Origin of the sequence: Streptomyces rectiverticillatus (genome assembly GCF_013394065.1) — a bacterium.
Lineage (GTDB): Bacteria > Actinomycetota > Actinomycetes > Streptomycetales > Streptomycetaceae > Streptomyces > Streptomyces rectiverticillatus.
The window spans coordinates 6580548-6607283 of sequence record NZ_CP040752.1; the positions used below are offsets into that span (position 1 = coordinate 6580548).

Consider the following 26736-nt stretch of genomic DNA (forward strand, 5'->3'; position numbering starts at 1 on the left):
CGTTGCAGGAAACGGAGCGAACCCGGCCCGGGCGGACCGGCCGTTCGTGGCCGGGTGTGGCGCCCGGCGGCCTGTCCGCCTCCGGCCATCGATTAAAGTGACCGGGTGAAGATCGCGCTCATGGATTCCGGCAACGGGCTGCTGGCGGCGGCCGCCACTGTGCACCGGCTGCGGCCCGATGCCGATCTGGTCCTCTCCTCCGACCCCGGCAGCATGCCGTGGGGCCCCCGTACGCCCGAGGACGTCATCGCGCGCGCCCTGGGCTGCGCCCGGGCCGCGGCCGACCAGGGCCCCGACGCGCTGATCGTCGCCTGCAACACCGCGTCGGTGTACGCGCTGGCGGCGATAAGGGCGGAGCTGGAGCCGGAGCTGCCGGTCATCGGCACGGTGCCTGCGATCAAGCCCGCTGCGGCGGCCGGCGGTCCCGTGGCGATCTGGGCCACTCCGGTCACCACCGGCAGTCCGTACCAGCGCGGCCTGATCCGGGACTTCGCGGCCGGTGTCGAGGTCACGGAGGTGCCCTGCCCGGGGCTGGCGGACGCCGTCCAGCACGCCGACATGGCGGCCGCGGACGCGGCGATCGCCGCGGCGGCTGCGCTCACGCCCCGCAATGTAAGGGGCGTCGTCCTGGGCTGCACCCATTACGAGCTCGTCGCGGAGCGTATCCGCGCGGCCGTCGAGTCCCGGCTGTCGCCGGCGGTGCCGCACCTGACCCTGTACGGCTCGGCGGAGGCCGTCGTGGCCCAGGCGCTGCGCCGGATCGGGGCCGCTCCCGCCCCCGACGCCGAGCCGTCGGGGCGCCTGACGGTGCTGCTCGGCGGCCGTGAGGGGGCCATGGAAGCGGCCTCCCTGACCTACCCCGAGGGGCGCTCCCTCCTCGAGGCCGCCGCCGTGCGTCCCTGACCACCCGATCCGGTGCGGGTCCGTGCATCACCCCTGCCGTGGTGGCGGAAGGTGAGTAGGCTGCGTGGTATGAGGGACCATTCCACGGGCCCGCAGGGCCACGAGGGCGACGAGAAGACGGGCGCGGCCGGACCCCCTTCCCCGGCCGGCGACACCGAGGATCTCGCCGTCTGGACCGGTCGTGCGACGAACCGCGTCCAGTGGCTGCTCGCCGCGGCCGGCGCAGCCTGCCTGGCGCTCGGCGTCGAGCTGGCCGTCGACAGCGCATGGACCTCGGGTCTGGCCCCTCTCGTCATGGCGGTCGTCGGCTGCGTCGCGGCGGGCCTGCTGATGCTCTACGGCACGCTGGCGTTCGTCCATGTGGCCGTACGGGTCGACAAGGAGGCGCTGGAGGTGCGCTGCGGGCACATCGGCGTGCCGCGCACCCGCATCCCGCTCGCCCATGTGGTCGATGCCGACTTCGCCCCCCGTGTCACGCCGCGGCAGTGGGGCGGCTGGGGCTATCGCTGGCGTCCGGAGAAGGGCACGGCCGTCGTGGTACGGCGCGGCGAGGGGTTCGTGCTGCGCCTGGGTGACGGACGGACGTTCACGGTCACGGTCGACGACGCGGAGTCCGCCGTACGGGTGATCCGTCAGGCTCTGCGGCTCTCCCCTGGGCGCAAGGCTCCGGCCTGACCTGCGGTTTTCCGCCGCCCATACGGCCACCTGGGTGAACGGCGGTCCCGCGCGGCGCATTAGGCTCCTGCGTATGCCCACCCCCGATTTCATCCGAGACCTGCGCGCGAGCGCGGGCCGTCAGCTCCTTTGGATCCCCGGTGTGAGCGCCGTGGTCCTCGACGCCGAGGGCCGTGTGCTGCTCGGCCGCCGCTCGGACAACGGGCAGTGGGCGATCATCGGCGGCATTCCCGACCCCGGCGAGCAGCCCGCGGCGGCCATCGTGCGCGAGGTGTACGAGGAGACGGCCGTGCACTGCGTGGCGGAGCGCGTCCTGGTCGTGGAGGCGCTCGATCCCGTCACCTACCCCAACGGCGATGTCTGTCAGTTCATGGACACCTGTTTCCTGTGCCGGGCGGTGGACGGCGAGGCGTGCGTCAACGACGACGAGTCCCTGGAGGTGGGCTGGTTCGAGCCGGACGCCCTGCCGCCGATGCAGGAGTTCGCGGTGCGGCGCATCAAGCACGCGACGGAGGCCGGGGCCACCTGGTTCGCGGGGATCGGGGAGGGCTGACGGGGCGCGTGCCCTGGACGCCGGGCGGCCGGACAGCACCCAAAGGCAGCACCCATAGGCAGCCCCCGGTGTGATCCGTAGTCACCATCCGTGCTGTCTATAGTTGCGCGCATGGAACTGCGCCACCTCCGGTACCTGCTGGCCGTCGCCGAGCACGCGAACTTCACCCGCGCCGCGGAAGCCCTGCATGTCTCCCAGCCGACGCTGTCGCAGCAGATCAAGCAGCTGGAGCGCTCCCTGCGGGTCCAGCTGCTCGACCGGTCCGGGCGCACCGTGCGCCTCACCGACGCGGGCGAGGCGTACACCCGGTACGCCCGCCACGCCCTGCAGGACCTGGCGGCGGGCGAGCGCGCGGTGCTGGACGTGCAGGATCTCTCGCGAGGCAGCCTGCGACTGGCCGTGACGCCGACGTTCACCGCGTATCTGATCGGGCCGCTCGTGGCGGAGTTCCACGCCCGGCACGCGGGGATCGCGCTGGACCTCCGCGAAATGGCGCAGGACCGGATCGAAGCGGCTCTCCTGGCCGACGAGCTGGACCTGGGCATCGCCTTCAGCGGTGCGCACCTGCCGGGGGTCGCCGGCACCGATCTGTTCACCGAGACGCTCGGCCTCGTCGTCGGACCGGATCACCCCTGCGCGGGCCGCAGCGAGCCGCTGCCGGCGGCCGGGCTCGGTGACCACCCGCTGGCCCTGCTCAGTCGCGACTTCGCGACCCGGGGGCACATCGACGCCTTCCTCGCCGAGCAGGGCGTCACGCCGCGCATCGCCGTCGAGGCGAACTCGATCAACGCGCTGGCCGAGATCGTCGGCAGGAGCGCGCTGGCGACCGTGCTGCCCGAGGCCATCACCCGCGGGCCGTGGCGGCTGCACCCCGTGCCGGTCGCGCCGCCGCTTCCGGCGCGCACCGTCACGCTGCTGTGCCGGGAGGCGGGCTACCGGAGCGCCGCGGCGCGGGCGTTCACGGCTCTTGCCGGGCGCTGGGTGCGGGAGCAGGGTTGGTCTCCGGCGTGACGGCCCGGCGCCGCCCGCGGCTGCGCAGCAGTTCGAGGGCGACGGGCAGCAGCGACAGCGCGACGACGGCGCCGACGACGGGCAGCAGGTAGCGGTCGATGTCGGGCACGACCGAGCCCAGCCCGTAGCCGGCGAGGACGAGACCCACGGTCCACACCAGGCCGCCGGTCACCTGCCAGAGGGCGAAGGTGCGGGGCGCGACGCCGAGGGCCCCGGCGAGGGGGTTGAGGACGGTGCGCACGACGGGGACGAAGCGGGCGAGGACGATGGCGCGCGCGTGCCCGTAGCGGGCGAGCAGTTCCTCGGCCCGCTCGGCGCCCTCGTGCAGCTTGCGGCTGCGGGAGCGGGTCAGCAGCGCCCGGCCGCCGCGCCGTCCGAGGACGTAGCCGACCTGGGCGCCGGCGAGGGCGCCGACCACGGATGCGGCCAGCACCTGGGCGAGGTCCAGGTGCGGTCCGGAGTGGGCCCCGCTGCGGGCGAGCAGCCCGGCGGTGAAGAGCAGGGAGTCCCCGGGCAGGAAGAAGCCGATCAACAGGCCGGTCTCGGCGAACATCACCACGGCGATGCCGAGGGCGCCGAAGGCGGTCAGCAGGGAGGAGGCGTCGAGGAGGTTGACCGCCAGACCGGTGGTCAGGTCGGCGGCGGGCGAAGCGGGCACGAGGGCGTGGCCTCCCATGATCGGGGTCGGGGCGGTGGCCCCGCCGCCCGCGGCCCTGCGGACGGCGGACGAGACTGTAGACGATGCGCCGGGCGGTTACGGGCGCATGCCACTCGCCCGGGCGATGGCGTCGACCTCGCGCCGGTCGTGGTCGCCGGATTCCGTGCCGGCCGGCGGTCCGGAATCCGCGGGTGTGCCGTGGGTGCCGACGACGACGTGCATGCCGTGCGGCCCCAGAAATCCGGCGAGTCTGGTGAGGGCCCGGCCGAACTCAGGTGTGAACAACTCTTTTTCGCGTGGGGAGAAGGGAATATCGACCCCGCGCTCCCGGTGCACGATCGCCTCGTTGAAGCCCTTCAGAATCCGCAGCAGCAGTGCGTAGGACTCCGGGTCGAGGCTCGTCTGGAGCTCGGCCAAGTAGAGCGCGAACTGCTTGGTGCGCTCCAAGAAGTTCCGGTCGTTCATACGGACATCGTCGCGAAGTTGCCCGCGGCACGTGGGCCTTTCGGCATCTTCGGGCGGGCTGTGGTCTGAAGAATGGATTCGGCGGAGAATCCGTGTTCTGTTTACGGGAATTCAGTCGCGGTTTTCACCCGTGCGGGGGAAGGCCGGTTGCCCCGGGGGAGTGGCGGGCCGGGACCGGGGATCCGGGGAGTCGGCGGAGGGGGTCCCGGCGCGGTGGCACGGGTTCGGCCGGTATGCCGTCACATGCCCCGCCGAGGTCGTCCGTCCCATGAACGGAATAACGGGGCACGAGAGTTCCAGCTCTCGAAGGAAGAGCCGGGCGCAATTTCCTTGTGCCGGTGTGCTCCGGGCGCATCCATCGCCCGGAATCTCACCCTGTTGATAACAGGTCGGCTTTGCTAACGTATCCGCTGAGTACCCTTCCGAGCGCGGCCGGGGAGCTGCCGGGCACAAGTCGACCCAAGCATATGATCGGCCGCTCCGCCAAGTCACCGAGTGCGTCTGCTCCCGTGCGTGGGAACCCGGGCTGACGAGCCATTCACTGGGGCGTACCGGCCCCCGACCGGGGCCGGAACCCATGATGTCCCCCCGCTCGGGCTGACTGCAGGGACGCACATGAGAACTCTTCGGGCGGTCCGCGAGTGCCCTCTCGCATTGCGATTGCTATTCATCAACCAGTGCGGCATCGACGCCGGTTTCTATCTGCTGATTCCCTTTCTGGCGACCTATATCGGGCATGATCTCGGAATGTCGGCGGCCGTCGTCGGACTGGTCCTCGGAGTGCGCAACCTCAGCCAGCAGGGCATGTACATCATCGGCGGCACCGCGGCCGACCGGCTCGGGCCGCGCGTGGTCATCATCGCCGGGTGCGCCCTGCGGACCGTGGGCTTCACGCTCTTCTCCTTCGGCAACTCCCTGCCCCTGCTGCTCGCCGCCTCCGGCATCAGCGGTCTCGCCGCCGCGCTCTTCTACCCGGCCGTGCGCTCCTACGTCTCGCACGAGTCGGGCGAGCGGAAGGCCGAGGCATTCGCCCTGCTCAACGTCTTCGCGACCATCGGCTCGCTCGTCGGGCTGCTCGCGGGCAGCGTGCTTTACCTGACCGACTTCCGGATCTGCGCCCTCACGGCGGCCGGGCTGTTCGCGGCGCTGACGGTCGCTCAGGCGTTCGCGCTCCCGGCGCGCGAGGTCGACGCGGAGCACGATCCCATCCTGCGGGAGCTGCGCGAGGTGCTCGGGAACCGCCGGTTCCTGTGCTTCGCCTTCGCCACCACCGGAATGTTCATCATGGAGAACCAGCTCTACATGCTGCTGCCGGACGGGGCGCAGCAGGCGTCGGGCTGGGGCGGGGCCGAGGCGTTGCTGCTGAGCGCCGGGGCGGTCGCCAACCTGCTGTTCCAGTTCCGCATCACCCGGAACCTGGAGCAGCGCGGCGGCGGCATGCGCTGGGTGGGGGCCGGGATCGCCGTCATAGGGCTGGGCTTCGTTCCGCCGCTGCTGGTGTGCGACGCGGCGCCGCCGCAGGGCGCGGGCGACGTGGTGCCGCGGCTCCTGGTCATGGTCTCGGCCTCGCTGCTGCTGTACTTCGGGGGGATGGTCGCCTATCCGCCGGTGCTGGGGCTGATCCCGCGCTTCGGCCGCGAGCGGCTGACGGGGACGTACTTCGGCCTGTTCTACGTGCTCTCCGGGGCGACGGCGGCCGGGGGGAACGCCGTGATCGGCTGGGTGATGGACGTCGGCGAGCGGACCGGGCGTACCTGGCTGCCGTGGGTGTCGTGCCTGGCGTTCGGGCTGGCCTCCGGCTGTGCCGTGGCCTGGATGTACCGCTGCCGTGTGCTGCCGTGCCCGTATCCGGCGGCCGGGGGCGCGCGGGCGCAGAGCGGGGCGGGTGCCGGGGCCCAGGAGGCCATGCGGATGCTGCCCGGTCAGCAGCGGGTCGCGGACGATGCGGGGGAGCGCAGGACGTCGTGAGGCCCGTACCGCTGAGCGGGCCCTCACCGGATGGGTCAAACGGTTCCCGCCGCCGGATTGACCCGCGCCCGGCGTGGTACAGGACGGAGGGGGCACGCCCCCGGGTACGTACGCCCCCGGGTGAGCCCCCGGGCACGTCCCCGCCGAGGCGCACAGTGGTCGAGGCATCGAGCTTGAGGAGGGCACCTTATGCCCATCGCAACGGTGAACCCCGCGAACGGCGAGACGCTCAGGACGTTCGAGGAGATGGGAGCCGAGGAGATCGAGCAGTGCCTGGCCACGGCCGCCTCGGCGTTCCGCGGCTACCGCACCTCGGACCCGGCCGAGCGGGCCCGCCTGCTGAACCGGGCCGCGGACCTCCTGGAGCAGGACCGGGACGCCGTCGCCCGCACCATGACCACCGAAATGGGCAAGCCGCTGGCCGCCGCCCGCGCGGAGGCGGCGAAGTGCGTGAAGGCCATGCGCTGGTACGCCGGGAACGCGGCGGACCTGCTGGCGGACGAGCGTCCGCCGCAGCCCGAGGTCGACGACTCCGGGGCCTCGCTCGCCCGCGTCCGCTACCGTCCGCTGGGCGTGGTCCTCGCCGTCATGCCGTGGAACTTCCCCCTGTGGCAGGTGATCCGCTTCGCCGCCCCCGCCCTCATGGCCGGCAACGTGGGCCTGCTCAAGCACGCCTCGAACGTGCCGCAGACCGCGCTCTACCTCGGCGACCTCTTCCGCCGCGCGGGCTTTCCCGAGGGCTGCTTCCAGACCCTGCTCGTGGGCTCCCGCGCCGTCGAGGGCATCCTGCGCGACCCCAGGGTCGCCGCGGCGACGCTCACCGGCAGTGAGCCGGCCGGGCGCTCGGTCGCGGCGATCGCCGGTGACGAGGTGAAGAAGACCGTCCTCGAACTGGGCGGCAGCGACCCGTACGTCGTGATGCCGTCGGCCGACCTCGACCGCGCCGTGCAGACCGCGGTCACGGCCCGCGTCCAGAACAACGGCCAGTCGTGCATCGCCGCCAAGCGCTTCATCGTCCACGCCGACGTGCACGACGCCTTCCTCGAGCGCTTCGCCGCCCGGATGGCCGCGCTGACCGTCGGCGACCCCATGGAGGAGGCCACCGACGTCGGCCCCCTGGCCAGCGAGCAGGGCCGCGCCGACCTGGAGGAGCTCGTGGACGACGCCGTACGGCGCGGCGCGACGGCGCTGTGCGGGGGCGGGCGGCCGAAGGAACACCCGAAGGGCTGGTTCTACGAGCCGACGGTCCTCACCGGCATCACCCCCGACATGCGCATCCACCGCGAGGAGGCCTTCGGCCCGGTGGCGACCGTCTACCGCGTGGCGGACGTCGACGAGGCCGTCGACCTGGCCAACGACACCCCCTTCGGCCTGAGTTCGAACGTCTGGACAAGGGACGAGGCGGAGCAGGAGCGCTTCGCCCGTGACATCGAGGCGGGCGGCGTCTTCTTCAACGGCATGACGGCCTCCCACCCCGCACTGCCCTTCGGCGGCGTCAAGCGCTCGGGCTACGGCCGCGAGCTGTCGGGCCACGGCATCAAGGAGTTCTGCAACGTGACCACGGTGTGGCACGGGAAGGAGCCGGCAGGAGGGGCGTAAGGGGCGTGTAAGGGGGGCGAGGGGTGTCGCGCAGCGCTTGATCTCAAGTTTGGTTGAGGTTCTAGCGTGTCAGGTATACGCCGACACCGGAGGAGCCCCCCATGGACATGGAAGTCACCGCGTGGAACTCGCTGCACAGCGCGATGAACGCCAAGGAGGGCCGAGGGCCCTTCTCCCGGGCCACGCTGCGCCGCATCGGCGGCTTCGCGCGGCCGCACCGCAGGAGAATCGGGCAGTTCCTGCTCCTGAGCGTGGCCACGGCGCTGCTCGCCGTGGCCACCCCGATCCTGGCCGGGCGGGTGGTCGGCGCCATCGTGCGGGGCGACGACGCCGGCACGGTCACCCGGCTCGCGCTCCTCATCGCCGCGATCGCCGTCGCCGAGGCGGGCCTGGGGCTGCTCACGCGCTGGCTCTCCGCCACCCTCGGCGAGGGGCTCATCCTCGACCTGCGGACCGCCGTCTTCGACCACGTCCAGCGGATGCCGGTCGCCTTCTTCACCCGTACCCGCACCGGCGCCCTCGTCAGCCGGCTCAACAACGACGTCATCGGCGCCCAGCGCGCCTTCAGCAACACCCTCTCCGGCGTCGTGTCCAACACCGTCACCCTGCTCCTGACGCTCGGCGTGATGCTCAGCATCTCCTGGCAGATCACCCTGCTCGCCCTCGTCCTGCTGCCGGTGTTCGTCCTGCCCGCCCGGCGGATGGGCTCGCGCATGGCCGGGCTGCAGCGCGAGGCATCCCGCCACAACGCCGCCATGAGCAACCAGATGACCGAGCGGTTCTCCGCACCCGGCGCCACCCTCGTCAAGCTGTTCGGGCGGCCCGCGGAGGAGTCGGCCGAGTTCGCCTCCCGTGCCCGCGCGGTGCGTGACATCGGCGTACGCACCGCCATGGCCCAGTCGGCGTTCATCACCGCCCTCACACTCGTCTCCGCCCTGGCTCTGGCCCTGGTCTACGGGCTCGGCGGCTTCTACGCGCTGCACGGCCGGCTGGAGGCGGGGGCCGTCGTCGCACTCGCCCTGCTCCTCACCCGCCTCTACGCCCCGCTGACCGCCCTCGCCGGCGCCCGCGTCGAGGTGATGAGCGCCCTCGTCAGCTTCGAGCGCGTCTTCGAGATCCTCGACCTCAAGCCGCTGATCACCGAGAAGCCGGACGCCCGGCGGGTGCCGGACGGGCCGGTCTCGGTCGAGTTCGACGACGTCCGCTTCGGCTACCCGGCCGCCGACAAGGTCTCCCTCGCCTCCCTGGAGGACGTCGCCGGCCTGGACACCCGCGGCGGCACCGAGGTCCTGCACGGCATCTCCTTCCGCGCCGAACCGGGCCGGATGGTGGCCCTGGTCGGCTCCTCCGGCGCGGGGAAGTCGACCATCGCCCAGCTGCTGCCCCGGCTGTACGACGCCGATGGCGGGTCCGTACGCCTCGGCGGCGTCGACGTCCGCGACCTGAGCGCCGAGTCGGTCCGCGAGACGCTCGGCATGGTCACCCAGGACGGCCACCTCTTCCACGACACCGTCCGCGCCAACCTGCTCCTCGCCCGGCCGGAGGCCACCGAGGAGGAGGTCTGGGACGCACTGCGGCGGGCCCGGCTCGACGGGCTCGTGGCCTCCCTGGCCGACGGTCTGGACACGGTCGTCGGCGAGCGCGGCTACCGCCTCTCCGGCGGCGAGCGGCAGCGGCTGACCATCGCCCGCCTGCTGCTGGCCCGCCAGCGCGTCGTCATCCTCGACGAGGCGACCGCCCACCTCGACTCCACCTCCGAGGCCGCCGTCCAGGAGGCGCTGGCCGAGGCCCTGGAGGGCCGTACCGCCGTGGTGATCGCCCACCGGCTGTCCACCGTGCGGGCGGCCGACCTCATCCTCGTCGTCGAGGACGGCCGGGTCGTCGAACGCGGCACCCACACCGAGCTGCTGGCCGCGGGCGGACGCTACGAGGAGCTGCACCGCACGCAGTTCGAGGCGCAGGGGGATCCCGTCGGCTGAGGGGCCGCGCGCCCCGTACGGGGCGCGCGGAACTGCGTGCCCAGCCGCACACGGCCCGCAGCCGACGACGTAGGTCAGTCCGCCTGACGCAACGCCAGCGCAGCCCGCTTCACCGCGGCGGCAACGGACTCCGTGGCCTTCGGATTGAAGACGCTGGGGATGATGTAGTTCGCGTTGAGTTCGTCTTCGGTGACGACGTCGGCGAGGGCGGTGGCGGCGGCGAGCATCATGTCGGTGTTGACCGTGCGGGACTGTGCGTCGAGGAGGCCGCGGAAGACGCCGGGGAAGACCAGGACGTTGTTGATCTGGTTGGGGAAGTCGGAGCGGCCGGTGGCGACGACGGCGGCGGTCTGGCGGGCGATGCCGGGTTCGACTTCGGGGTCGGGGTTGGCGAGGGCGAAGACGATGGCGTTGTCGGCCATGGCGGCGACGTCGTCGCCGCTGAGGACGTTGGGGGCGGAGACGCCGATGAAGACGTCGGCGCCGTGCACGGCTTCCTTGAGGGTGCCGGTGATGCCTTCGGGGTTGGTGTTGTCGGCGATCCAGCGCAGGGCGGTTTCGGGGCCGGCGTCGATGAGGTCGGGGCGTGCGGCGTGGACGACGCCGTGGATGTCGGCGACGACGGCGTGTTTGACGCCGGCGGCGATCAGGAGTTTGAGGATGGCCGTTCCGGCGGCGCCGGCGCCGGACATGACGACGCGTACGTCGCCGATGTGCTTGCCGACCACGCGCAAGGCGTTGGTCAGGGCGGCCAGGACGACGATGGCGGTGCCGTGCTGGTCGTCGTGGAAGACGGGGATGTCCAGGGCTTCGCGCAGGCGGGCTTCGATTTCGAAGCAGCGGGGGGCGGAGATGTCTTCGAGGTTGATGCCGGCGAAGCCGGGGGCGATGGCTTTGACGATCTCGACGATGGCGTCGGAGTCCTGGGTGTCCAGGCAGATCGGCCAGGCGTCGATGCCGGCGAAGCGCTTGAAGAGGGCGGCTTTGCCTTCCATGACGGGCAGGGCGGCCATGGGGCCGATGTTGCCCAGGCCCAGGACGGCGGAGCCGTCGGTGACCACGGCGACGCTGTTGCGTTTGATGGTCAGGCGGCGGGCGTCCTCGGGGTTCTCGGCGATGGCCATGCACACGCGGGCGACGCCGGGGGTGTAGATCATGGAGAGGTCGTCGCGGTTGCGGATGGGGTGCTTGGAGGCCATTTCGATCTTGCCGCCGAGGTGCATCAGGAAGGTGCGGTCGGAGACCTTGCCCAGGACGACGCCCTCGATGCCGCGCAGTTTCTCGACGATTTCGTCGGCGTGCTCGGTCGAGGTCGTCGCCATCGTGACGTCGATCCGCAGCTTCTCGTGACCGGAAGCGGTCACGTCCAGGCCGGTCACCGAGCCGCCGGAGGATTCCACGGCCGTGGTGAGCTGGCTGACCGCGGTCCCGCCGGCGGGAACCTCCAGCCGGACCGTCATCGAGTACGAGACGCTGGGCGCCGTTGCCATGGGGGTGCTTCTTCTTTCTGGTGCTGGTGGTTGCTGTGTGTGAAAGGTCCGGGGCCTGCGGCCGGTGGTTCCGGCGCGGTCAGGCCTCGACGGCCGCCGCGGCCCGGGTGTGGGGGCGGGCGAGGTTGTCCGGGTGGAGGATCGCCCGGAGCCGCTCCTGGGTGAGCAGGCCCTTGGCCAGGACGAGCTCGTGCACCGAGGCACCCGTGGTCAGGGCCTCCTGGGCGACGGCGGTGGCCTGCTCGTAGCCGATGTGAGGGTTGAGCGCGGTGGCCAGGCCGATGGACTGGCCGACGAGACGGGCCAGGTGCTCGCGGTTGGCGGTGATGCCGGTGACGCAGCGCTCGGCCAGGGTCAGGCAGCCCGCCCGCAGGTGGGTGAGGCTCTTGAGGAGGCTGTGGGCGATGACCGGCTCGAAGGCGTTGAGCTGGAGCTGGCCGCCCTCGGCGGCGAAGGTGACCGTCACGTCGTTGCCGATGACCTCGAAGGCGATCTGGTTGACGACCTCCGGGATCACCGGGTTCACCTTGCCGGGCATGATGCTCGAACCCGCCTGGACCGGCGGCAGGTTGATCTCGGCGAGGCCCGCGCGCGGGCCGCAGGAGAGCAGGCGCAGGTCGTTGCAGGTCTTGGAGAGCTTGACGGCGATCCGCTTGAGCACGCCGGAGAGCTGGACGAACGCGCCCATGTCCTGGGTGGCCTCGACGAGGTCGCCGGCGACCGCGAGGGGGATGCCGGTGATGATGCTCAGGTGGCTGCAGGCCAGCCCCGGGTAGTCGGGGTGGGCGTTGAGGCCGGTGCCGATGGCCGTGCCGCCGAGGTTGATCTCGCGGATGAGCGCGCAGGCCTCGGCCAGGCGGGCGCGGTCCTCCTCCAGCATGACGGCGTAGGCGGCGAACTCCTGACCCAGCGTCATGGGGACGGCATCCTGCAGCTGGGTGCGGCCCATCTTCAGGATGTCCGCGAACTCCTCCGCCTTGCCGGCGAAGGCCTCGCGCAGCACGTCCATGGCCTGCAGCAGCCGCTCGGCGGCGAGCTGCAGCGCGACCTTGACGGCGGTCGGGTAGACGTCGTTGGTGCTCTGCCCGGCGTTGACGTCCTCCAGCGGGTGCAGGTGCTTGTAGTCGCCCTTGTCGTGGCCGAGGAGTTCGAGCGCGCGGTTGGCGATGACCTCGTTGGAGTTCATGTTGGTGGACGTGCCGGCGCCGCCCTGGATGACGTCGACGACGAAGTGGTCGTGCCACTGCCCGGCGCGGATCTCCTCGCAGGCCCGGACGATCGCGTCCACCTTGCGGTCGTCGAGCAGGTCCAGGTCGCGGTTGGCGAGGGCGGCGGCCTGCTTGACGGAGGCGAGGGCGGTGACGAGATCGGGGTAGGCGGCGATCGGGGTGCCCGTGATGGGGAAGTTCTCCACGGCGCGCAGGGTGTGGATGCCGTAGTACGCGGCGGTGGGGACGTCGCGTTCGCCGAGGAGGTCGTGTTCGGTGCGGGAGGAGCCGGGAGCGGAGGCCGACATGGGGGATCCGATCGGGGTGCGGTGGGGGAGAGGAGGGGAAACGGACCGCGGGTGAAGGTGGGGGGAGCCGCGGAGGGGGGAACGTTTATGCGGATGCGGACGTGGACGCGGGTTCGGCTGCAGGGGCGGCGATGAGCTGCCGCAGCACGCGCGTCCGCTCGTCCGTGTCGGGGGAGGCCAGCGCCGCGCTGAGCACGGCGATCCGGGCCTGGCCGGCGCGGAGGGTGCCGGTCAGTGCGGCTCCGGCGGCCGCGAGGTCCACGGCGCCGCCCTGGGTGTAGATCTCGGCGACGGGGCCCGACGGCACCCGGGTGGTCAGCGCGACGAGCACGCCGCGGGAGACCGCTGCCTCGACGGCGGCGGCGACCTCGGGGGTCGCGTTGCCCGCGCCGGTGGCGACGAGGACCATGCCCTGGGCGCCGGCCTCGACGGCGGCGTTGAACAGCAGCGGGTCGGCGTCGCAGTGGTGCATGACGACGTCGATCCGCGGGAGGGGCGCGTCGGCCTGCGGCAGGGGGAGCGGCGCAGGACGCTCGGGCTGCCGGCGGAGGAGGACGCGGCCGTCCTTGACGTCGGCGACGGGGCTGCCGGACGGGTCGGCGAAGGCGTCGGCGGCCAGGGTCTGCACCTTGATCGTGCCCCGTGCGGCGTGCACCTGTCCGTCGAAGGCGACCAGGACGCCCAGGTCGCGCATGGCCGCCGTGCCGGCCGTCAGCAGGGCGTCGTGGAGATTGCGCGGTCCGTCGCCGTCCGCCGCTTCGAGCGGGAGCTGGGCGCCGGTGAAGACGACCGGGCGGGGGTCGTGGTGGTGGAGGTCGAGGAAGAAGGCCGACTCCTCCAGCGTGTCGGTGCCGTGCGTGACCACGATGCCGTCGACGCCGGGGTCGGCGAGGACCTCGTGCACGGTGTGCAGGAGGGCGAGCTGGTCGCGGGTGGTCAGACGGGCGCTGTTCACGCTCATCAGGTCGACGACCCGCACGGATATGCCTGCGGGCACCGCTGCCGTGGCCAGGACGTCCCCGCCCCGCGCGTCGGCGGCGAACCCGGAGCCCTGCCAGCGGCTGGCGATCGTTCCGCCCGTGCTGATGACGACGACCTGTCCCACGTCTGCCCGCCCTTTCTGAAGATCACTGCGGCCGTCCGTGGAGAGCGGCGGCCGGAAGGCAAACGATAGGACGAATCGGACGCAATTGGATCGCTGATTTGAGCGCGTAGGTCCGCCGAGTGTGGTGGATAATTGCGTGATGGACGGAATCGACAGAAATATCTTGCGCGAGCTCCAGAACGACGGCCGCCTGACCATCCAGGAGCTCGCCCATCGCGTCGGTCTGACCCCCTCCCCGTGCATGCGCCGCGTCCGCCAGCTCGAACAGGACGGGGTCATCCAGGGCTACCGGGCGGTCATCAATCCCGAGGCCGTGGGGCGGAGCTTCGAGGTCCTCGTCTCGATCGAGGTCAAGCGCGACCGGGAGGCCGTCGAGGCCTTCGAGGCGGCGCTCCAGGACATCCCGGACGTGATCGAGGCCTACCGCCTCTTCGGCAGCCCCGGCTGCCTGCTCCGCATCGCGGTCGCCGACCTCGCCGCCTACGAGCGCCTGTGGATCGAGCGCCTCACCGCACTCTCCGGCATCACCGAGGTCAACTCGCAGATCATCATGAAGCGGATCAAGGAGCCCCGGGGTCTGCCCGTGGGGCTCTGAGGCCGGGGCGGGTGACTTATCCGGTCCGGGGCGCCGGGCCTCGTGACGCGCCCGGAGTTCGGGCATGATCACCGGATGCCTTCTCTCGGACTGGTGACCCTTGTCGTGCGCGACTACGACGAAGCCATCGCCTTCTACTGCGACGCCGTCGGCTTCGAGCTGCTGGAGGACACCCGGATCGACGACGGGAAGCGGTGGGTGGTCGTGGCTCCGCAGGGGGCGCGGGAGTCGGCGATCCTCCTGGCCAGGGCCGTGACCGGCGAACAGGCCGACCGGGTCGGGGACCAGACGGGCGGCCGGGTCGGCTGGTTCCTGAACACCGATGCGTTCGACCGCGACTACGCGCGCATGCGGGCGGCCGGGGTCGTCTTCGAGGAAGCGCCGCGGAGCGAGCCGTACGGCACGGTGGCCGTCTTCCGGGATCTGTACGGCAACCGCTGGGACCTGATTCAGCTGAACGGCCGGGCCGGGTAGTCCAGTCGCCCTTGAATCTCCCTCTGGGGGAGTTCTTACCGTACCGGCGAGCGCGGACGGCCCATGCGGCCGGTTCCGCGGAGTGCGGTATGCGAGGAGGCGATCATGACGGCGTTCGTGCTGGTGTCGGGCCCTTTCACCGGGGGCTGGCTGTGGCAGGAGGTGGCCGCCCGGCTCGGGGAGTCGGGAGCCGAGGTGTACCCGGCGACGCTCACGGGCATGGGGGACCCTCGCCGTCCGGCGGGGCCCGGCACGGACCTGGAGACGCACATCGAGGACCTGGTCCGGCTGATCGACGAGATAGACGCCCCGGAGGTGGTGATCGTCGGTCATGACTACGGCATCCACCCGGTCCTGGGCGCCGCCGACCGGCGACCGGAGCGGATCGCCCGCATCGTCTACCTGGATGCGGGCATGCCCCAGGACGGTGACGCGGCCGTCGCGCTGGTGCCCGATCAGACGATCCGGGAGGGGCTGTCGCACCAGGGCGGGCAGAGCGAGAGCGACTGGCGAATCCCCGCGCCGCAACACGACGAGTGGCAGCGCTGGGGCAGCACCGACGGCATCCCCGCGGAGGCGCTGGCGCGCATGGACCGCCTCGCCGTGCCGCAGCCGGCAGGCACGTTCACCCAGCCGCTCCGGCTGTCCGGCGCCGGCTCCGGGCTTCCGACGACCGGCGTCCTGTGCACCGCCAACGGGTCGAGCATCGAGATGGTCGAATTCCTGGTGACGTCGGGTCCGCCGCAGTTCCGGTGGCTCGCCGACCCCCGGGTGACCTTCTTCGAACTCGCCACCGGCCACTGGCCGATGCTCTCCTCCCCCGACGAACTGGCCGGCGTACTGCTGCGCGCCGCCGCGGGCGAAGGGCACCGGGTGACCACGGCGCCGGGCGAGCAGCCCGCACATCTGCGGACCTTCCTCCTGGACGTGGAGGAGCGGCCGCGCGAGCGGGTGGGCGAGGTGGATCTCTACTTGCCGGATCCGCCGGGCGCACCGGACGCCGAGCGGCCTCGTCCCGCGGTGGTGTTCGTCCACGGCGGCCCGGTCGCCCCCGACGAGCGGCCCACACCGCGGGACTGGCCCGGCTACGTCGGCTATTGCCGGTACGTGGCGAGCCTGGGGGCGATCGGGGTGATGCTGGACCACCGGCTGCACGGCCTCGCCGACTACGCGCGTGCCGCCGAGGACGTCGCCGCAGCGGTCGAGCGCGTACGGGCCGATCCGCGCGTCGACGGGGATCGCGTGGCGCTGTGGTACTTCTCCGGCGGCGGGCTGCTGTCGGCGGACCCGCTCGCGGAGCCCCCGCCGTGGTTGCGGTGCGTGGCGATGACCTATCCCGTGCTGGCGCCGCTGCCGGGCTGGGGGATGGTGGACGCCCGGTTCCGCCCCGTGCAGGCGGTGAGCCGGGCCGGTCGGCTGCCGGTCGTGCTCACCCGGGTGGGGCTGGAGAACGCGGCGATCGCGGCGACGGTCGGGGAGTTCCTGAGCACCGCGGAGGACTGTAAGGCCGACGTCGAAGTGGTCGACGTGCCGCTCGGTCACCACGGGTTCGAGACGATCGACCACACCGAGGAGGCGCGGGGCGCGGTGGAGCGGGCGGTGCGGGCGGTGCTGGGGCACTTGATGGGCTGAGCCTGTCGGATCCGTTCTCGGATCCGTCCTCGGGGCGTCGGCACCGGATTACTGGACGATCGTCTTCCGTAACTCTTTACGTTCTGCCGTTGCACGTTCCGGCCGCGGCGGTCGCCTTTATGGGCGGAGGACGAAGAAGGGTTCCTCCGACAGGGGCAGCAGGCGGCGCCCGGGGGAGCGTGCGCCGCCGATGCGCCCGAGCCGCTTGTCCGCCGACCGGAGGGATCCCTGCTTCCGTGAAATCTCAACTCGCCGGCGACCTGCTCACCGCAGCGATGGTCGCACGCGTATTCGCCGGTGACGCCTGGCACCTGCTGCGGCGCGCCGCAGCCGCCACGGTACGCATCGGCCTGAACCAGCAGCCCGCGCCGCCGCGCCGCCCCGAGGGCGCACCCCGGCGCCGGCGGGTGGGAGGGATGCGATGAACCCCGGCCCCTCACCCTCTCCCCGCACAGGCGTCATTCCCGTGACCGGACTCCCCGCCGACTACCGCGCCTTCCACGAGCTCTACCGCGGCATCTACATCCACTGGGCCGAGCTCTACCTGCGCCACCGCCACGATGCCGAAGAAGCCGTCGACCAGGCCTTCGAAGAGCTCTACCTGGCCTGGTCCGACGTGCTCTCCCAGGAATCCCCCAACGCCTACGCCTGGGCGGTGGTCCGCCACCGCACCGTCGACACGGCGCGGGCCCGGGGCCGGCGGCCCGCCGTCATCGACACCGCCGCCTTCGAGACCACCGCGCTCCACCACGCGCTCGACCCCATCGGCGAGCTCGAACACAGCCTGGCCGTCTACGACGCCATCCACGCCCTGCCCGAACGCCAGCACGACGTCATCGTCCTGCTCCACGTCCTGGGCCACTCCACCAGCGAGGTCGCCAGCATCATGGGCATCACCCCCGCCGGCGTGCGCTCCGCCGCACGCTTCGCCCGCCACCGCCTCCAGCACGCCCTCGGCCTCGACCAGGGCCCCTCCGGCGACGAAGGGGGGACGGACAGGTGACCGGCCACACCTCGCTGGAGCTGGCGCTGGCCCGGGTACGACTTGTCCGGCCGCCCTACACCGTGGCCGACACGCAGGCGGCCGAGGCCCGCCTCGCGGCCCGCATCACCGCCCGGATGCTGCACGGCGCCCTGTCCTTCGACGACCAGATGGCCCCCGCCCGCACCGCGGCGGCCCGCACGGCCGAGCGGAGCGACCTGCCCCACCGGGCCTTCCGGCGCCAGCTGCAGGCACTGTGCCGCACCGTCGTCACCCGCAACCTCCACGAGCTCGGCGGATTCCTCACCTGCCGCATCCTCGAACCCGCGGGCGCCCTCGTCCTGGGCTGCGTGCTGCACCTGGCCGAACGCGGGGACTCCGCCCAGTTCTGGTGGCAGTTCGCCGCCGGAGCGGGCAACCGCGGCGCGGCCTGCTGCCTCTACCTGCACCACATGGCCCTCGGCGAGCGCAGGGAAGCCGAACTGTGGCACGAGCAGGCCGGGCTCGAACACCTCATCCCCAAGACGCCCGAAACCATCGACCGCACGGACCTCAACGCGGTCCTGAGCCTGCTCGCCCACCTCCGCGGCACCAGCGTCTTCTCCGCCGCCACCAACGCCGTCATCGCCTACGTCCCCCACGCCCTCGACGACAACGACGCCCTCGACCTCCCCCTGCCCGACCCCGACTTCGCCGAACGCATCGAAGAACTGACGTCCATCGCGTCGTGATCTTCAACGGTGCGGCGTCTCCCGGGCGGGGGCGCGGCTTGCTCTGAACGGCTCTGACGGGTCCCCTGACCGGAGGAGACACGCCTCGCTCGCCGTCCCCCCTCCGGCGCCGGTTCCTACGGTGGAGCCAGTTCCCGCTCCGTAGCCCCCGTACCGTCGGAGAGAAGAGGCGTCATGCCGGTGAAGGTCAGCTACCCCGGCGTCTACATCGACGAGGTCAAGAGCTCCGTACGGACCATCACCGGTGTTCCGACGTCGATCGCCGCCTTCGTCGGCTGGGCGCCGCGCGGGCGCACCGACCGGCCGGTGCACATCACCTCGTGGGCCGACTACGAGAAGGAGTTCGGAGGCCTGCACAGGGACAGTGCCATGAGTTACGCCGTCGAGCAGTTCTACCGCAATGGCGGGGCCGAGGCGGAGATCGTCCGGGTGGTGTCGAAACCCTCCCAGCAGCTCAAGCTGACCCTCGGGAAGAAGAGCAACGGCCCGAAGGTAAGGCCGATCGGCCCCGGCGGCTGGGTGAAGAATCTCCGGGCACGCGTGGAGAGCGTGCTGGGGGATGACGGGAAGCCGGTGAAGCACGTCTACAACCTCAGGATTCGTGACCACAGCACAGGCGTGGAGGAGACGTACCTCAACGTCAGCGAGGACCCGGACAGCCCACGCAGCCTGCAGCTGGCCCTGGCCGGATCACAGCTCGTCACCTGGGAGAGCGACGGAGAGCCACCGACCCCGAACGACACGGTGGAGGGGCTCGACGACCAGATGGGTGACGAGGACACTCCCGATGAATCCGACGAAGGGTCCGCCGAGGAATCCGGCGAGGGCGAGGGGGAAGAGCGGCCGTCGAGGCCGCCGGTGCGTGTGGGTGGCAACAAGGTCCGCTTCACGGTGATCGGTGACGTTCCCGGGGATCTGGACGACCTTCCCGACTTCGCGGCCTACAAGCCGGTCGGCGGAGAAGCCGGGAAGTCGGGTCTCTACCAGCTGCTCAAGACCGACATCTTCAACATCCTGTGCCTTCCCGAAGTCACGGTGAATGACAATTTGAGCTCCGGCGAACGCGAGAAGCTGCTGTCCGATGCAGCGGATCTCTGCGTCAAGCGACGAGCCGTTCTCCTTGTCGACCCGCCCACCGAGTGGACCGCAGCGGCTACGGCGGGCGACGTCGCGGACTTGGCCAGAAGGCTGCCGCTCCGCGGCGACGACGCCCGCAACGCCGCCCTCTACTTCCCCCGCATCCTCGCCTCCGACTCCCGTCGCGACGGCCTCGTGCGGGACTTCCCGCCCTGTGGGGTCATGGCCGGTGTGATGGCCCGTACCGATGCGCAGCGCGGTGTGTGGAAGGCGCCGGCCGGTACGGACGCGTCGCTCAACGGCGTGCAGGGGCTGGAGATGCCGCTGACCGATCTGGAGAACGGCCGGCTCAACCCGCTCGGTGTCAACTGCCTGCGCGAGCTCCCGGCCGTGGGCCCGGTCGCCTGGGGTGCCCGCACCATGCGCGGGAACGACCAGCTCACCGACGAGTGGAAGTACCTTCCCGTGCGCCGGCTCGCCCTCTTCGTGGAGGAGAGTCTGTTCCGGGGCACCCAGTGGGTGGTGTTCGAGCCGAACGACGAGCCGCTGTGGGCCTCGATCCGGCTGAACATCGGCGCCTTCATGAACTCCCTCTTCCGCGAGGGGGCGTTCCAGGGCCGGACGCCGGCCGAGGCGTACCTCGTGAAGTGCGACCGGGAGAACAACCCGCAGAACGACATCGACCGCGGGATCGTCAACATCCAGGTCGGGTTCGCACCGCTCAAGCCCGCGGAGTTCGTGATCATCCACATTCAGCAGCTCGCCGGCCAGGTCCAGGTCTAGGCACAGGCCAAGGCCCCGGTTCCAGGTCGCAGGAGGCAGGAGGAGCGAGGACGATGCCGGAGATCACGCGCCGGGACCCGTACAAGAACTTCCGGTTCCGGGTGAAGTTCGGCGGTGGTACCACGTACATCGCCGGGATCAGCAAGATCAGCGGTCTGAAGCGGACCACCGAGGTGGTCAAGCACCGGGACGGCGGTGATCCGGGGACCAGCCGCAAGCTGCCCGGGCGGACCGAGTACGAGGCCATCACCCTGGAGCGCGGCTGCACGGCCGACACCGCCTTCGAGGAGTGGGCGAACAAGGTGTGGAGCCTGCGCAAGTCGGCCGGAGGGCTGGAGACCTCGCTGAAGGACTTCCGCCGGGACCTCATCATCGACGTGTTCGACGAGGCCGGGCAGCAGGTGCTGTCGTACTCCGTCCACGACTGCTGGGTGTCGGAGTACCAGGCCCTCCCCGACCTCGACGCGAACGCGAACGCCGTCGCCTTCGAGCACATCAAGCTGGAGCACCACGGATGGGTGCGGGAGCCCACCACGCCGCCGCAGCTCCCGCAGTTCACCGACACCGCATCGGGGTGACGGCGTGGTGGCCGAGCTGACCGAGGCGCAGCTCCTGTCGGTGTGGGAGTCCGGGAGCGGGCAGGGCCCGCAGGAGCGGGCCCTGCTGCTGGCCAGGACCGCCGCGGGGGACGCGGAGCCCGTCGCCGACCTCACCCTGGCCGCCCTCCACGCCCTGCTGCTCGCTTTCCGGGAGCGGGCGTTCGGCAGCTCCCTCCCGTGTGCCGCCGACTGCCCGGCCTGCGGGGAACCGCTCGAAGTCGCCGTCGAGACGGGCGAGCTGCGGCGGCCGGAGCCGGCGGCCGTTCCCGGGGCGCGGACGGCGCCGCCCACGGGGAGCTTCCGCGCGGCGGGCCGCGACGTCACGTACCGTGCCCTGACCCTGCGCGACCTGCTGGCCGTCGCTCGTGGCGGGTGCGACTCCCGCCGGGCCCTGCTGCAGCGCTGTGTCGTCGGCACCACCCCCGAGGCGGGCCCTCTGCCGGGCCACGTCCTGGAAGAGGTGGCCCGGCGGCTCCCCGGCGTCGATCCGGGAGCGGAGACGACGGTGGACCTGGAGTGTCCCGGGTGCGGGCACGCCTGGCCGGCGGAGCTGGACGTCGCCGGGCACCTGTGGGCCGAGATCGAGGGGTATGCGCGCCGCCTGCTGTACGAGGTGCACGCGCTCGCCCGCGCCTACGGCTGGACGGAGCAGGACGTCCTCGCCGTCAGCCCCGTGCGCCGCCGCTTCTATCTGGAGGCGGCCGGGTGAGCGACTTCGTGGACCGTCTGCTGGGCGCGCCGGCCCCGCGCCTCCGGCCACGGCTGCCGTCGTTGTTCGACCCGGAGCCTCCCCGGCTGCGCGAGCCGGAGGCGGCGGGGCCCGCGGCGGCGGGCGGAGGGCCCGGCGGCCGGGATGAGCCCGGCGGGTCCGACGGGCCCGGCGGTCACAGCGGGAGCGGCACGGACGGCGGAAGCGCCGGGCGGCGGCCCGGCAGCGGACCCGGCCGTTCGTACGCCACGCCGCCGGCGCCCGGCCTGCCGCCCACCGAGGGCACCTACGACGCCGGCATCGCCCGTACCCGTCCCGCTGCCCGCGCAACGGCACTACCGGGGACGCAGCCGTCGGACCGGCGACCGTCCGGCACAGGAAGTCCCGGGGCGAAGGCCGCTTCGGGCGCCTCCCTGGACGGTCGGCTCACGGACGGGAAGCGGGGCTCCCACGAGCCCGCTGCACCCGTCTCCGCCCGCCCCCACGGCCCCGCCGTCCCCGGCAGCGAACCGCCCCGCCCGCCGACGACACCTCCTGCCGCTCCTGCCGCCCCACCGGCCCCATCTCCCGCCGCACCCCGGTCAGTCGCCGCCCACCCGGCGACCGGCGTCGGCACCACATCGCCCATGCCGCGGCACCCGGGGGAGCCCCCAGCAACGCCTTCCCCCGCCCCCGGCGCCCCGCCGGTTCCTCCCGCCGCTCACCTCGTCCGGCCCGGCCCGTCCCCCGTCCCCACGTCCGTCCGCACCGGCCCGCCGGAGCCCGTTCCCGCCGGGAGGCCCCGCGCGGAACCCGGCCGGACCGGGCTGCGGCAGCCCGCCCCCGGGGCTCGGGACGCCGAGACCGTCGTCCGTATCAGCATCGAGCGGCTGGAGGTCCGGGCGGCGGCTCCGGCGTCCCCGGCCGTGCGCCCGCAGGAGGACGCCGGGCACGCCCGCAAGGCCGGCCCCGGCCTCGACGCATACCTGCGGGGCCGGACATGAGCGACTCCGACGCCGTCGCCGCCGTCACCAATGCCCTGCAACTGGTCCTGAGAAGGGCGCTCGCCGACACGGTCCGGGGGCTTCAGATCACCTCGAAGACGCCGGACGAGGCCGCGTCCGGCCAGGACCAGTCGGCCCTGAACGTGTTTCTGTACCGGACGACGATCGACGGGGCCTGGCGCAACGCCGACCCTCCCGGGATCCGTCCGGGGGAGACCGGGCGGCCCGCCCTGCCCGTCGTCCTGCACTACCTCCTCACCCCGTACACGAACGACGACCCGAACAGCCGGGCCGCCTTCCGGATCCTCGGCGCGGCGATGGCGGCTCTGCACGACCACTGCGTCCTGGGGCCGGAGGACTACGACAAGTCGGCGGGCCTGGGCGACGCCCACCTGCAGCCCGAGCCAGTACGGATCACTCCGGCGGACCTGTCCGTCGACGACATGTCCAAGCTGTGGAGCGCCTTCCAGAGCCAGTACCGGGTCTCGGTCGCGTACGAGGCGCGCGTCGTGCTGCTCGACAGCGCCCGGCCCACCCGTGCGCCGCTGCCGGTGGTGCGGCGCGGGGCCGAGGGGCGGGGGCCCGAGGCCGCCGCGGACCCGGCCGATCCGTGTCCCGCACTGACCGGTGTGACCCCGGAGGTCGCGAAGTTCGGTGACGAACTCGTTCTGACAGGCAGCAGGCTGGACGCCGGAACACCGGTCGTCCACCTCACCCACCCGCTGTTCGCAGCCGTCGCCCTGACCCCGAGCGCGGTGAGCGAGCACGAGGTGCGGGTCAAGGTCGGCGGGGGCGACCTGGTGCCCGGACCGTGGTCGGTGACGGTCGTCCTCACCGGTGACGACGGCACGCGGCAGTTCACGCGGACGCTCCCGCTGGCGGTCGCCCCGCGCATCGCCACGTCCCCCCTGCCGCTGAGGGCGCGGCGCGGCACGGACGGCACGGTCAAGCTCAAGGTGGAGTGCGAACCACCGGTCGCGGCCGGCCAGCGGGTCCAGCTGCTGGTCGGGGACCGGCCCGTGCCCGTCACAGCCTTCCGGGGGCCGCGCGAGAAGAAGCTGACCTTCTCCTTCCCGGCCTCCGGGCCCGGCCGCCACGTGCTGCGGCTGCGCGTCGACGGGGTGGACAGCTCCGTCGTGGACGACGATGCCACCCCGCCGCGTCTCAACGACGACCTGGCGGTGGTGGTGACATGACCTCCGTCCAGTCGGACCGTACCTCCCAGCCGGACGACGTCAACGAGCGCTATCTGGAGGCCGGCCTCGCTTGGCTGCGGCTCCTGCTGCGCGCCCAGGCGCAGGCGGTCGGGAGCCGTCCGGCGCCCGGGCCCAACGTGCCCGGCGCAGGGGCGCAGCCTCCGGGCACTGATGAGCAACTCGCCTCGGCCGCCGCGGCCATGGAGCGTGCCGCGGCCGCCGACCCGCCGCCCGCCCTCGTCTCCCTCGGCGGGCTGCTGGGGCTGTCCGCGTTCGAGCGGCACGCCCTCCTGCTGTGTGCCGCCCCGGAGCTGGATCCCGCATTCGCGGAGCTGTGTGCGGCCGCTCAGGGCGATCCGGGCCTGCCCTGCGCCACCTTCGCGCTGGCGCTGTCGGTCCTGCCGGAGCCCGCGTGGGACGTGCTCTCCCCGTACCGGGGGCTGCGCTACTGGCGGCTCGTCGACGTCGACCGGGCGGCGGGCCGGACGCTGGTGACCAGCCCTCTGCGCGCCGACGAGCGGATCGTCAACCACCTCAAGGGGCTGGACTACCTCGACGAGCGTCTCGAAGCGCTGGTGACCCTGCTGCGACCCGCGCCCGGTGCGGCGCGCTCCGGCCCGCCGGGCTCCGGCTCCGGTCACCCCGCGGCCGAGGAGATCGTCGGCCACTGGCAGCACGTATCCGCGTGGTCCGGCGGCCGCATGCCGGTCGTCCAGCTTCTGGGCCCCGACCGGCAGACGAAGCGCGCCGTGGCGGTCGAGGCCGCCGCCGCGGCGGGCCTGCTGCTGTACGGGATGCCGGCCGGCCTGCTGCCGGGCGCTGCGGCGGACCTCGACACGGTGGCCCGGCTCTGGCAGCGGGAGTCCCGCCTGCTGCCCCTGGCCCTGTGGCTCGACGCCGACGACGAGGAGCGTGCCGACGGCGACGTGCACGCCGGAGGGGAGGCGACCGGCCGGCTCGGCCGCTTCCTCGACCGCATCGGCGGACCGTGCCTGGTGGCGACCAGGGAGACCCGGCCCGACGTGCCGGCCCCCACCGCGGTGGTGGAGGTCGTCCCGCCCCCGGCTGCGGAGCGGGCCGCCGCGTGGCGCACGCTGCTGCCCCCGGCGGATGCGGACCGGCTGGCCGGGCAGTTCGCCCTGGACCTGCCCTCGATCCACGAGATCGCGGCCGCCGCGGGCGGCGACCCGGACGCGGCCTGGCGGGACTGCCTGGTGCGCACCCGCCCCCGCCTGGGCGGGCTGGCCAGGCGCCTGGAGCCCGGAGCCGGCTGGGACGACATCGTGCTGCCCGCGCAGGAGGCGGAGCTGCTGCGGCAGATCGCGGCCCAGGTGGCCCAGCGCGACACGGTGTACCGGAACTGGGGCTTCGCGCAGCGGACCGGCCGCGGGCTGGGGATCAGCGCGCTGTTCACCGGGCCCAGCGGCACGGGCAAGACGATGGCGGCCGAGGTGCTCGCGCGGCACCTGGGCCTCGATCTGTTCCGGGTGGACCTCTCCGCGGCGGTCAGCAAGTACATCGGGGAGACGGAGAAGAACCTGCGCCGGCTCTTCGACGCCGCCGAGCCGGGCGGCACCATCCTCTTCTTCGACGAGGCCGACGCGCTCTTCGGCAAGCGCAGCGAGGTCAAGGACTCCCACGACCGGTACGCCAACATCGAGGTCGGCTACCTGCTGCAGCGCATGGAGTCCTACCGGGGCCTCGCGATCCTGGCCACCAACCAGCGGCGCGCCCTGGACACGGCGTTCCTGCGGCGGCTGCGCTTCATCGTTCCCTTCGACTTCCCCGGTCCCGCCGAACGCCGCCGGATGTGGGAACGCGCCTTCCCCGACGCTGCGCCGGTCGACATCCTCGACGCGGACCGGCTGGCGGAGCTCCCGCTCAGCGGCGGGATGATCCGCAACATCGCGCTCAACGCGGCCTTCAGCGCCGCCTCGGCCGGCACTCCCATCGGCATGCCCGCCGTCCTGGCCGCGGCCCGCGCCGAACTGCGCAAGGCCGACATGCCGCTGCCCGCAGCGGACTTCTCCTGGGACGGGCAGCCGGAGGTGACCCCGTGAAGGTCGAACTGTCCATCGGGCGGCTGGTGCTGGAGGGCGTTGTCCCCGGCCACCGGGCCGCCGCCCTGAGCCGGGCGCTGGAGGCGGAACTCGGCGCCCTGCTCGCCGCGGCGCCGCCCGGCGGGCAGGGAGACCTCGATGACCTCGATGACCTCCACCTGCGCCGCGCCGCGACGGCACCGGTACGTGCCACCGCCGACCCCGCCGCCCTCGGCCGCCGCATCGCCCGCGCCGTCCACGGAGCCCTGGCTACGGCACGGCCGTCCCTCGGCGGTCCCGGCCCCGACGGCTCCGCGGGCGCGCGCCGGGCCGCTCCGGCGGCCACGGCCGCCCACCGGGAGGCGGCCCGATGACGCCCCCTCTCGCCCTGCGCGGCGGATTCGTGTTCCTGGACCCCGAGCAGGGCCGCGTCCTGCGGGTCACACCGTTCCAGTACAACCCCGACACCCTCACCCGCAGCCTGCAGCCGCGCGGCGCCGGAGCGGGGGGCGGGGACCGGCTGGAGGCGCTGCGGCTCAGCGGACCGCCGCAGGAGACGTTCCGGTTCGACGCGGAGTTCGACGCGGCCGACCGGGCGGACAAGGGCGGCCGGCCCGACCCGGCGGCCGGCACCGGGCTCTTCGCCGTGCTCTCCGCACTGGAGAGCGCCATCCACCCCACCGGGGCACAACTGCGCGAGAGCGACCGGCTGTCGTCCATGGGGATGATCGAGATCGCCCCGGTGGAGGCGCCGCTGACCGTCCTCGTGCTCGGCCGGCGCAGGGTCGTACCGGTGCGGATCACGGAGATGTCCGTCGCGGAGGAGGCGTACGACAGCGTCCTGCAGCCCGTGCGGGCCAAAGTGACCCTGTCCGTGCGCACCCTGACCACCGACGACGTCGGCTTCGACCACCGGGCCGGAGCGCTCTACCTGCGCTACCACCAGGGCAAGGAGAGCTTCGCGGCCCTCGGCGCGTACGGCTCCGACGCCGTCGGCCTGACCGGGATCTGAGC

At 72.6% G+C, this 26736-nt stretch carries 26 protein-coding genes; 21 read left to right on the top strand and 5 right to left on the bottom strand.

Going from position 1 to position 26736, the window contains the following annotated elements:
* Positions 1–105: 105 nt before the first annotated feature.
* The 4 genes from FGW37_RS28575 to cynR all read left to right on the top strand — a co-directional run bounded on the left by FGW37_RS28575 (position 106) and on the right by cynR (position 3142).
* Positions 106–903 carry a glutamate racemase gene (locus tag FGW37_RS28575; protein WP_179083701.1) on the top strand — a complete coding sequence of 266 codons (798 nt, stop codon included), beginning with the start codon at positions 106–108 and terminating at the stop codon, positions 901–903.
* Positions 904–972: 69 nt separating this feature from the next.
* Complete coding sequence (locus tag FGW37_RS28580) at positions 973–1578, top strand: hypothetical protein (RefSeq protein WP_179083702.1); 606 nt, start codon at positions 973–975, stop codon at positions 1576–1578.
* Positions 1579–1651: 73 nt separating this feature from the next.
* Complete coding sequence (locus FGW37_RS28585; protein ID WP_179083703.1) at positions 1652–2131, top strand: NUDIX hydrolase; 480 nt, start codon at positions 1652–1654, stop codon at positions 2129–2131.
* A gap of 111 nt (positions 2132–2242) precedes the next feature.
* Positions 2243–3142 (top strand): transcriptional regulator CynR, encoded by a 900-nt coding sequence (gene cynR, locus FGW37_RS28590; protein ID WP_179083704.1) that lies wholly within the window; start codon positions 2243–2245, stop codon positions 3140–3142.
* Here cynR and FGW37_RS28595 read toward each other — a convergent pair.
* Both FGW37_RS28595 and FGW37_RS28600 read right to left on the bottom strand, forming a co-directional pair.
* Entirely contained in the window at positions 3090–3818 is a 729-nt protein-coding gene (locus tag FGW37_RS28595; RefSeq protein WP_179083705.1) for a DedA family protein, read from the bottom strand. The genes cynR and FGW37_RS28595 overlap by 53 nt on opposite strands.
* Positions 3819–3896: 78 nt before the next feature.
* A complete protein-coding gene (locus tag FGW37_RS28600) occupies positions 3897–4265 on the bottom strand; it encodes a hypothetical protein (protein WP_179083706.1) in 369 nt (122 codons plus the stop codon).
* Between the two features lie 615 nt (positions 4266–4880).
* On the opposite strand from FGW37_RS28600, the gene FGW37_RS28605 reads away from it, so the two are divergent.
* The 3 genes from FGW37_RS28605 (at position 4881) to FGW37_RS28615 (ending at position 9811) form a co-directional block, all read left to right on the top strand.
* Positions 4881–6233 carry an MFS transporter gene (locus FGW37_RS28605; RefSeq protein ID WP_179083707.1) on the top strand — a complete coding sequence of 451 codons (1353 nt, stop codon included), beginning with the start codon at positions 4881–4883 and terminating at the stop codon, positions 6231–6233.
* Between the two features lie 189 nt (positions 6234–6422).
* A complete protein-coding gene (locus tag FGW37_RS28610; RefSeq protein ID WP_179083708.1) occupies positions 6423–7832 on the top strand; it encodes an NADP-dependent succinic semialdehyde dehydrogenase in 1410 nt (469 codons plus the stop codon).
* A gap of 101 nt (positions 7833–7933) precedes the next feature.
* Positions 7934–9811 carry an ABC transporter ATP-binding protein gene (locus FGW37_RS28615; RefSeq protein ID WP_179083709.1) on the top strand — a complete coding sequence of 626 codons (1878 nt, stop codon included), beginning with the start codon at positions 7934–7936 and terminating at the stop codon, positions 9809–9811.
* A 74-nt stretch (positions 9812–9885) separates the two neighbouring features.
* On the opposite strand, the gene FGW37_RS28620 is transcribed toward FGW37_RS28615, so the two are convergent.
* The 3 genes from FGW37_RS28620 to FGW37_RS28630 all read right to left on the bottom strand — a co-directional run bounded on the left by FGW37_RS28620 (position 9886) and on the right by FGW37_RS28630 (position 13922).
* Complete coding sequence (locus FGW37_RS28620) at positions 9886–11301, bottom strand: NAD-dependent malic enzyme (RefSeq protein ID WP_179083710.1); 1416 nt, start codon at positions 11299–11301, stop codon at positions 9886–9888.
* Positions 11302–11380: 79 nt separating this feature from the next.
* Positions 11381–12817 (bottom strand): aspartate ammonia-lyase, encoded by a 1437-nt coding sequence (gene aspA / locus FGW37_RS28625; RefSeq protein ID WP_179083711.1) that lies wholly within the window; start codon positions 12815–12817, stop codon positions 11381–11383.
* Positions 12818–12902: 85 nt separating this feature from the next.
* Positions 12903–13922 carry an asparaginase gene (locus tag FGW37_RS28630; protein ID WP_179083712.1) on the bottom strand — a complete coding sequence of 340 codons (1020 nt, stop codon included), beginning with the start codon at positions 13920–13922 and terminating at the stop codon, positions 12903–12905.
* A 139-nt stretch (positions 13923–14061) separates the two neighbouring features.
* Here FGW37_RS28630 and FGW37_RS28635 point away from each other — a divergent pair, with 139 nt between their 5' ends.
* From FGW37_RS28635 to FGW37_RS28700, 14 genes are all read left to right on the top strand, one after another.
* Complete coding sequence (locus FGW37_RS28635; RefSeq protein ID WP_179083713.1) at positions 14062–14517, top strand: Lrp/AsnC family transcriptional regulator; 456 nt, start codon at positions 14062–14064, stop codon at positions 14515–14517.
* Between the two features lie 75 nt (positions 14518–14592).
* Entirely contained in the window at positions 14593–14991 is a 399-nt protein-coding gene (locus tag FGW37_RS28640) for a VOC family protein (protein WP_179083714.1), read from the top strand.
* Between the two features lie 105 nt (positions 14992–15096).
* Positions 15097–16623, top strand: a complete 1527-nt coding sequence (locus FGW37_RS28645) for an alpha/beta hydrolase (protein ID WP_179083715.1) — start codon at positions 15097–15099, stop codon at positions 16621–16623.
* 236 nt (positions 16624–16859) lie between these two features.
* Complete coding sequence (locus tag FGW37_RS28650) at positions 16860–17048, top strand: hypothetical protein (protein WP_058043006.1); 189 nt, start codon at positions 16860–16862, stop codon at positions 17046–17048.
* Positions 17049–17089: 41 nt separating this feature from the next.
* Positions 17090–17626, top strand: a complete 537-nt coding sequence (locus FGW37_RS28655) for an RNA polymerase sigma factor (protein ID WP_179083716.1) — start codon at positions 17090–17092, stop codon at positions 17624–17626.
* The gene (locus tag FGW37_RS28660; protein WP_179083717.1) at positions 17623–18336 is read left to right on the top strand and encodes a hypothetical protein; all 714 of its coding nucleotides are present in this window, start codon (positions 17623–17625) and stop codon (positions 18334–18336) included. The genes FGW37_RS28655 and FGW37_RS28660 overlap by 4 nt, the downstream gene beginning before the upstream one ends.
* Positions 18337–18510: 174 nt before the next feature.
* Positions 18511–20196 carry a phage tail sheath family protein gene (locus FGW37_RS28665; protein WP_179083718.1) on the top strand — a complete coding sequence of 562 codons (1686 nt, stop codon included), beginning with the start codon at positions 18511–18513 and terminating at the stop codon, positions 20194–20196.
* Between the two features lie 53 nt (positions 20197–20249).
* A complete protein-coding gene (locus FGW37_RS28670) occupies positions 20250–20774 on the top strand; it encodes a phage tail protein (RefSeq protein ID WP_179083719.1) in 525 nt (174 codons plus the stop codon).
* 7 nt (positions 20775–20781) lie between these two features.
* On the top strand, positions 20782–21504 hold the full coding sequence (locus FGW37_RS28675; protein WP_179083720.1) for a hypothetical protein: 723 nt from the start codon (positions 20782–20784) through the stop codon (positions 21502–21504).
* Positions 21501–22487, top strand: a complete 987-nt coding sequence (locus FGW37_RS28680; RefSeq protein ID WP_179083721.1) for a hypothetical protein — start codon at positions 21501–21503, stop codon at positions 22485–22487. Before FGW37_RS28675 ends, FGW37_RS28680 begins: the two co-directional genes overlap by 4 nt.
* Positions 22484–23683, top strand: coding sequence for a Pvc16 family protein (locus FGW37_RS28685; RefSeq protein ID WP_179083722.1), 1200 nt, complete (start codon positions 22484–22486; stop codon positions 23681–23683). Before FGW37_RS28680 ends, FGW37_RS28685 begins: the two co-directional genes overlap by 4 nt.
* Positions 23680–25743, top strand: coding sequence for an ATP-binding protein (locus tag FGW37_RS33525; RefSeq protein WP_179083723.1), 2064 nt, complete (start codon positions 23680–23682; stop codon positions 25741–25743). The genes FGW37_RS28685 and FGW37_RS33525 overlap by 4 nt, the downstream gene beginning before the upstream one ends.
* Positions 25740–26096: a hypothetical protein gene (locus FGW37_RS28695; RefSeq protein WP_179083724.1), complete on the top strand. Its 357-nt coding sequence runs from the start codon at positions 25740–25742 to the stop codon at positions 26094–26096. Before FGW37_RS33525 ends, FGW37_RS28695 begins: the two co-directional genes overlap by 4 nt.
* Positions 26093–26734 carry a hypothetical protein gene (locus FGW37_RS28700; protein WP_179083725.1) on the top strand — a complete coding sequence of 214 codons (642 nt, stop codon included), beginning with the start codon at positions 26093–26095 and terminating at the stop codon, positions 26732–26734. Before FGW37_RS28695 ends, FGW37_RS28700 begins: the two co-directional genes overlap by 4 nt.
* The last annotated feature ends 2 nt before the right edge of the window (positions 26735–26736 follow it).

Bases quoted from the DNA above. Each gene is read 5' to 3' on its own strand.
- FGW37_RS28580 (WP_179083702.1), top strand. From the start codon at position 973: ATGAGGGACCATTCCACGGGCCCGCAGGGCCACGAGGGCGACGAGAAG.
- FGW37_RS28585 (WP_179083703.1), top strand. From the start codon at position 1,652: ATGCCCACCCCCGATTTCATCCGAGACCTGCGCGCGAGCGCGGGCCGT.
- cynR (WP_179083704.1), top strand. From the start codon at position 2,243: ATGGAACTGCGCCACCTCCGGTACCTGCTGGCCGTCGCCGAGCACGCG.
- FGW37_RS28595 (WP_179083705.1), bottom strand. From the start codon at position 3,818: ATGGGAGGCCACGCCCTCGTGCCCGCTTCGCCCGCCGCCGACCTGACC.
- FGW37_RS28600 (WP_179083706.1), bottom strand. From the start codon at position 4,265: ATGAACGACCGGAACTTCTTGGAGCGCACCAAGCAGTTCGCGCTCTAC.
- FGW37_RS28605 (WP_179083707.1), top strand. From the start codon at position 4,881: ATGAGAACTCTTCGGGCGGTCCGCGAGTGCCCTCTCGCATTGCGATTG.
- FGW37_RS28610 (WP_179083708.1), top strand. From the start codon at position 6,423: ATGCCCATCGCAACGGTGAACCCCGCGAACGGCGAGACGCTCAGGACG.
- FGW37_RS28615 (WP_179083709.1), top strand. From the start codon at position 7,934: ATGGACATGGAAGTCACCGCGTGGAACTCGCTGCACAGCGCGATGAAC.
- FGW37_RS28620 (WP_179083710.1), bottom strand. From the start codon at position 11,301: ATGGCAACGGCGCCCAGCGTCTCGTACTCGATGACGGTCCGGCTGGAG.
- aspA (WP_179083711.1), bottom strand. From the start codon at position 12,817: ATGTCGGCCTCCGCTCCCGGCTCCTCCCGCACCGAACACGACCTCCTC.
- FGW37_RS28635 (WP_179083713.1), top strand. From the start codon at position 14,062: ATGGACGGAATCGACAGAAATATCTTGCGCGAGCTCCAGAACGACGGC.
- FGW37_RS28640 (WP_179083714.1), top strand. From the start codon at position 14,593: ATGCCTTCTCTCGGACTGGTGACCCTTGTCGTGCGCGACTACGACGAA.
- FGW37_RS28645 (WP_179083715.1), top strand. From the start codon at position 15,097: ATGACGGCGTTCGTGCTGGTGTCGGGCCCTTTCACCGGGGGCTGGCTG.
- FGW37_RS28665 (WP_179083718.1), top strand. From the start codon at position 18,511: ATGCCGGTGAAGGTCAGCTACCCCGGCGTCTACATCGACGAGGTCAAG.
- FGW37_RS28670 (WP_179083719.1), top strand. From the start codon at position 20,250: ATGCCGGAGATCACGCGCCGGGACCCGTACAAGAACTTCCGGTTCCGG.
- FGW37_RS28685 (WP_179083722.1), top strand. From the start codon at position 22,484: ATGAGCGACTCCGACGCCGTCGCCGCCGTCACCAATGCCCTGCAACTG.
- FGW37_RS33525 (WP_179083723.1), top strand. From the start codon at position 23,680: ATGACCTCCGTCCAGTCGGACCGTACCTCCCAGCCGGACGACGTCAAC.
- FGW37_RS28700 (WP_179083725.1), top strand. From the start codon at position 26,093: ATGACGCCCCCTCTCGCCCTGCGCGGCGGATTCGTGTTCCTGGACCCC.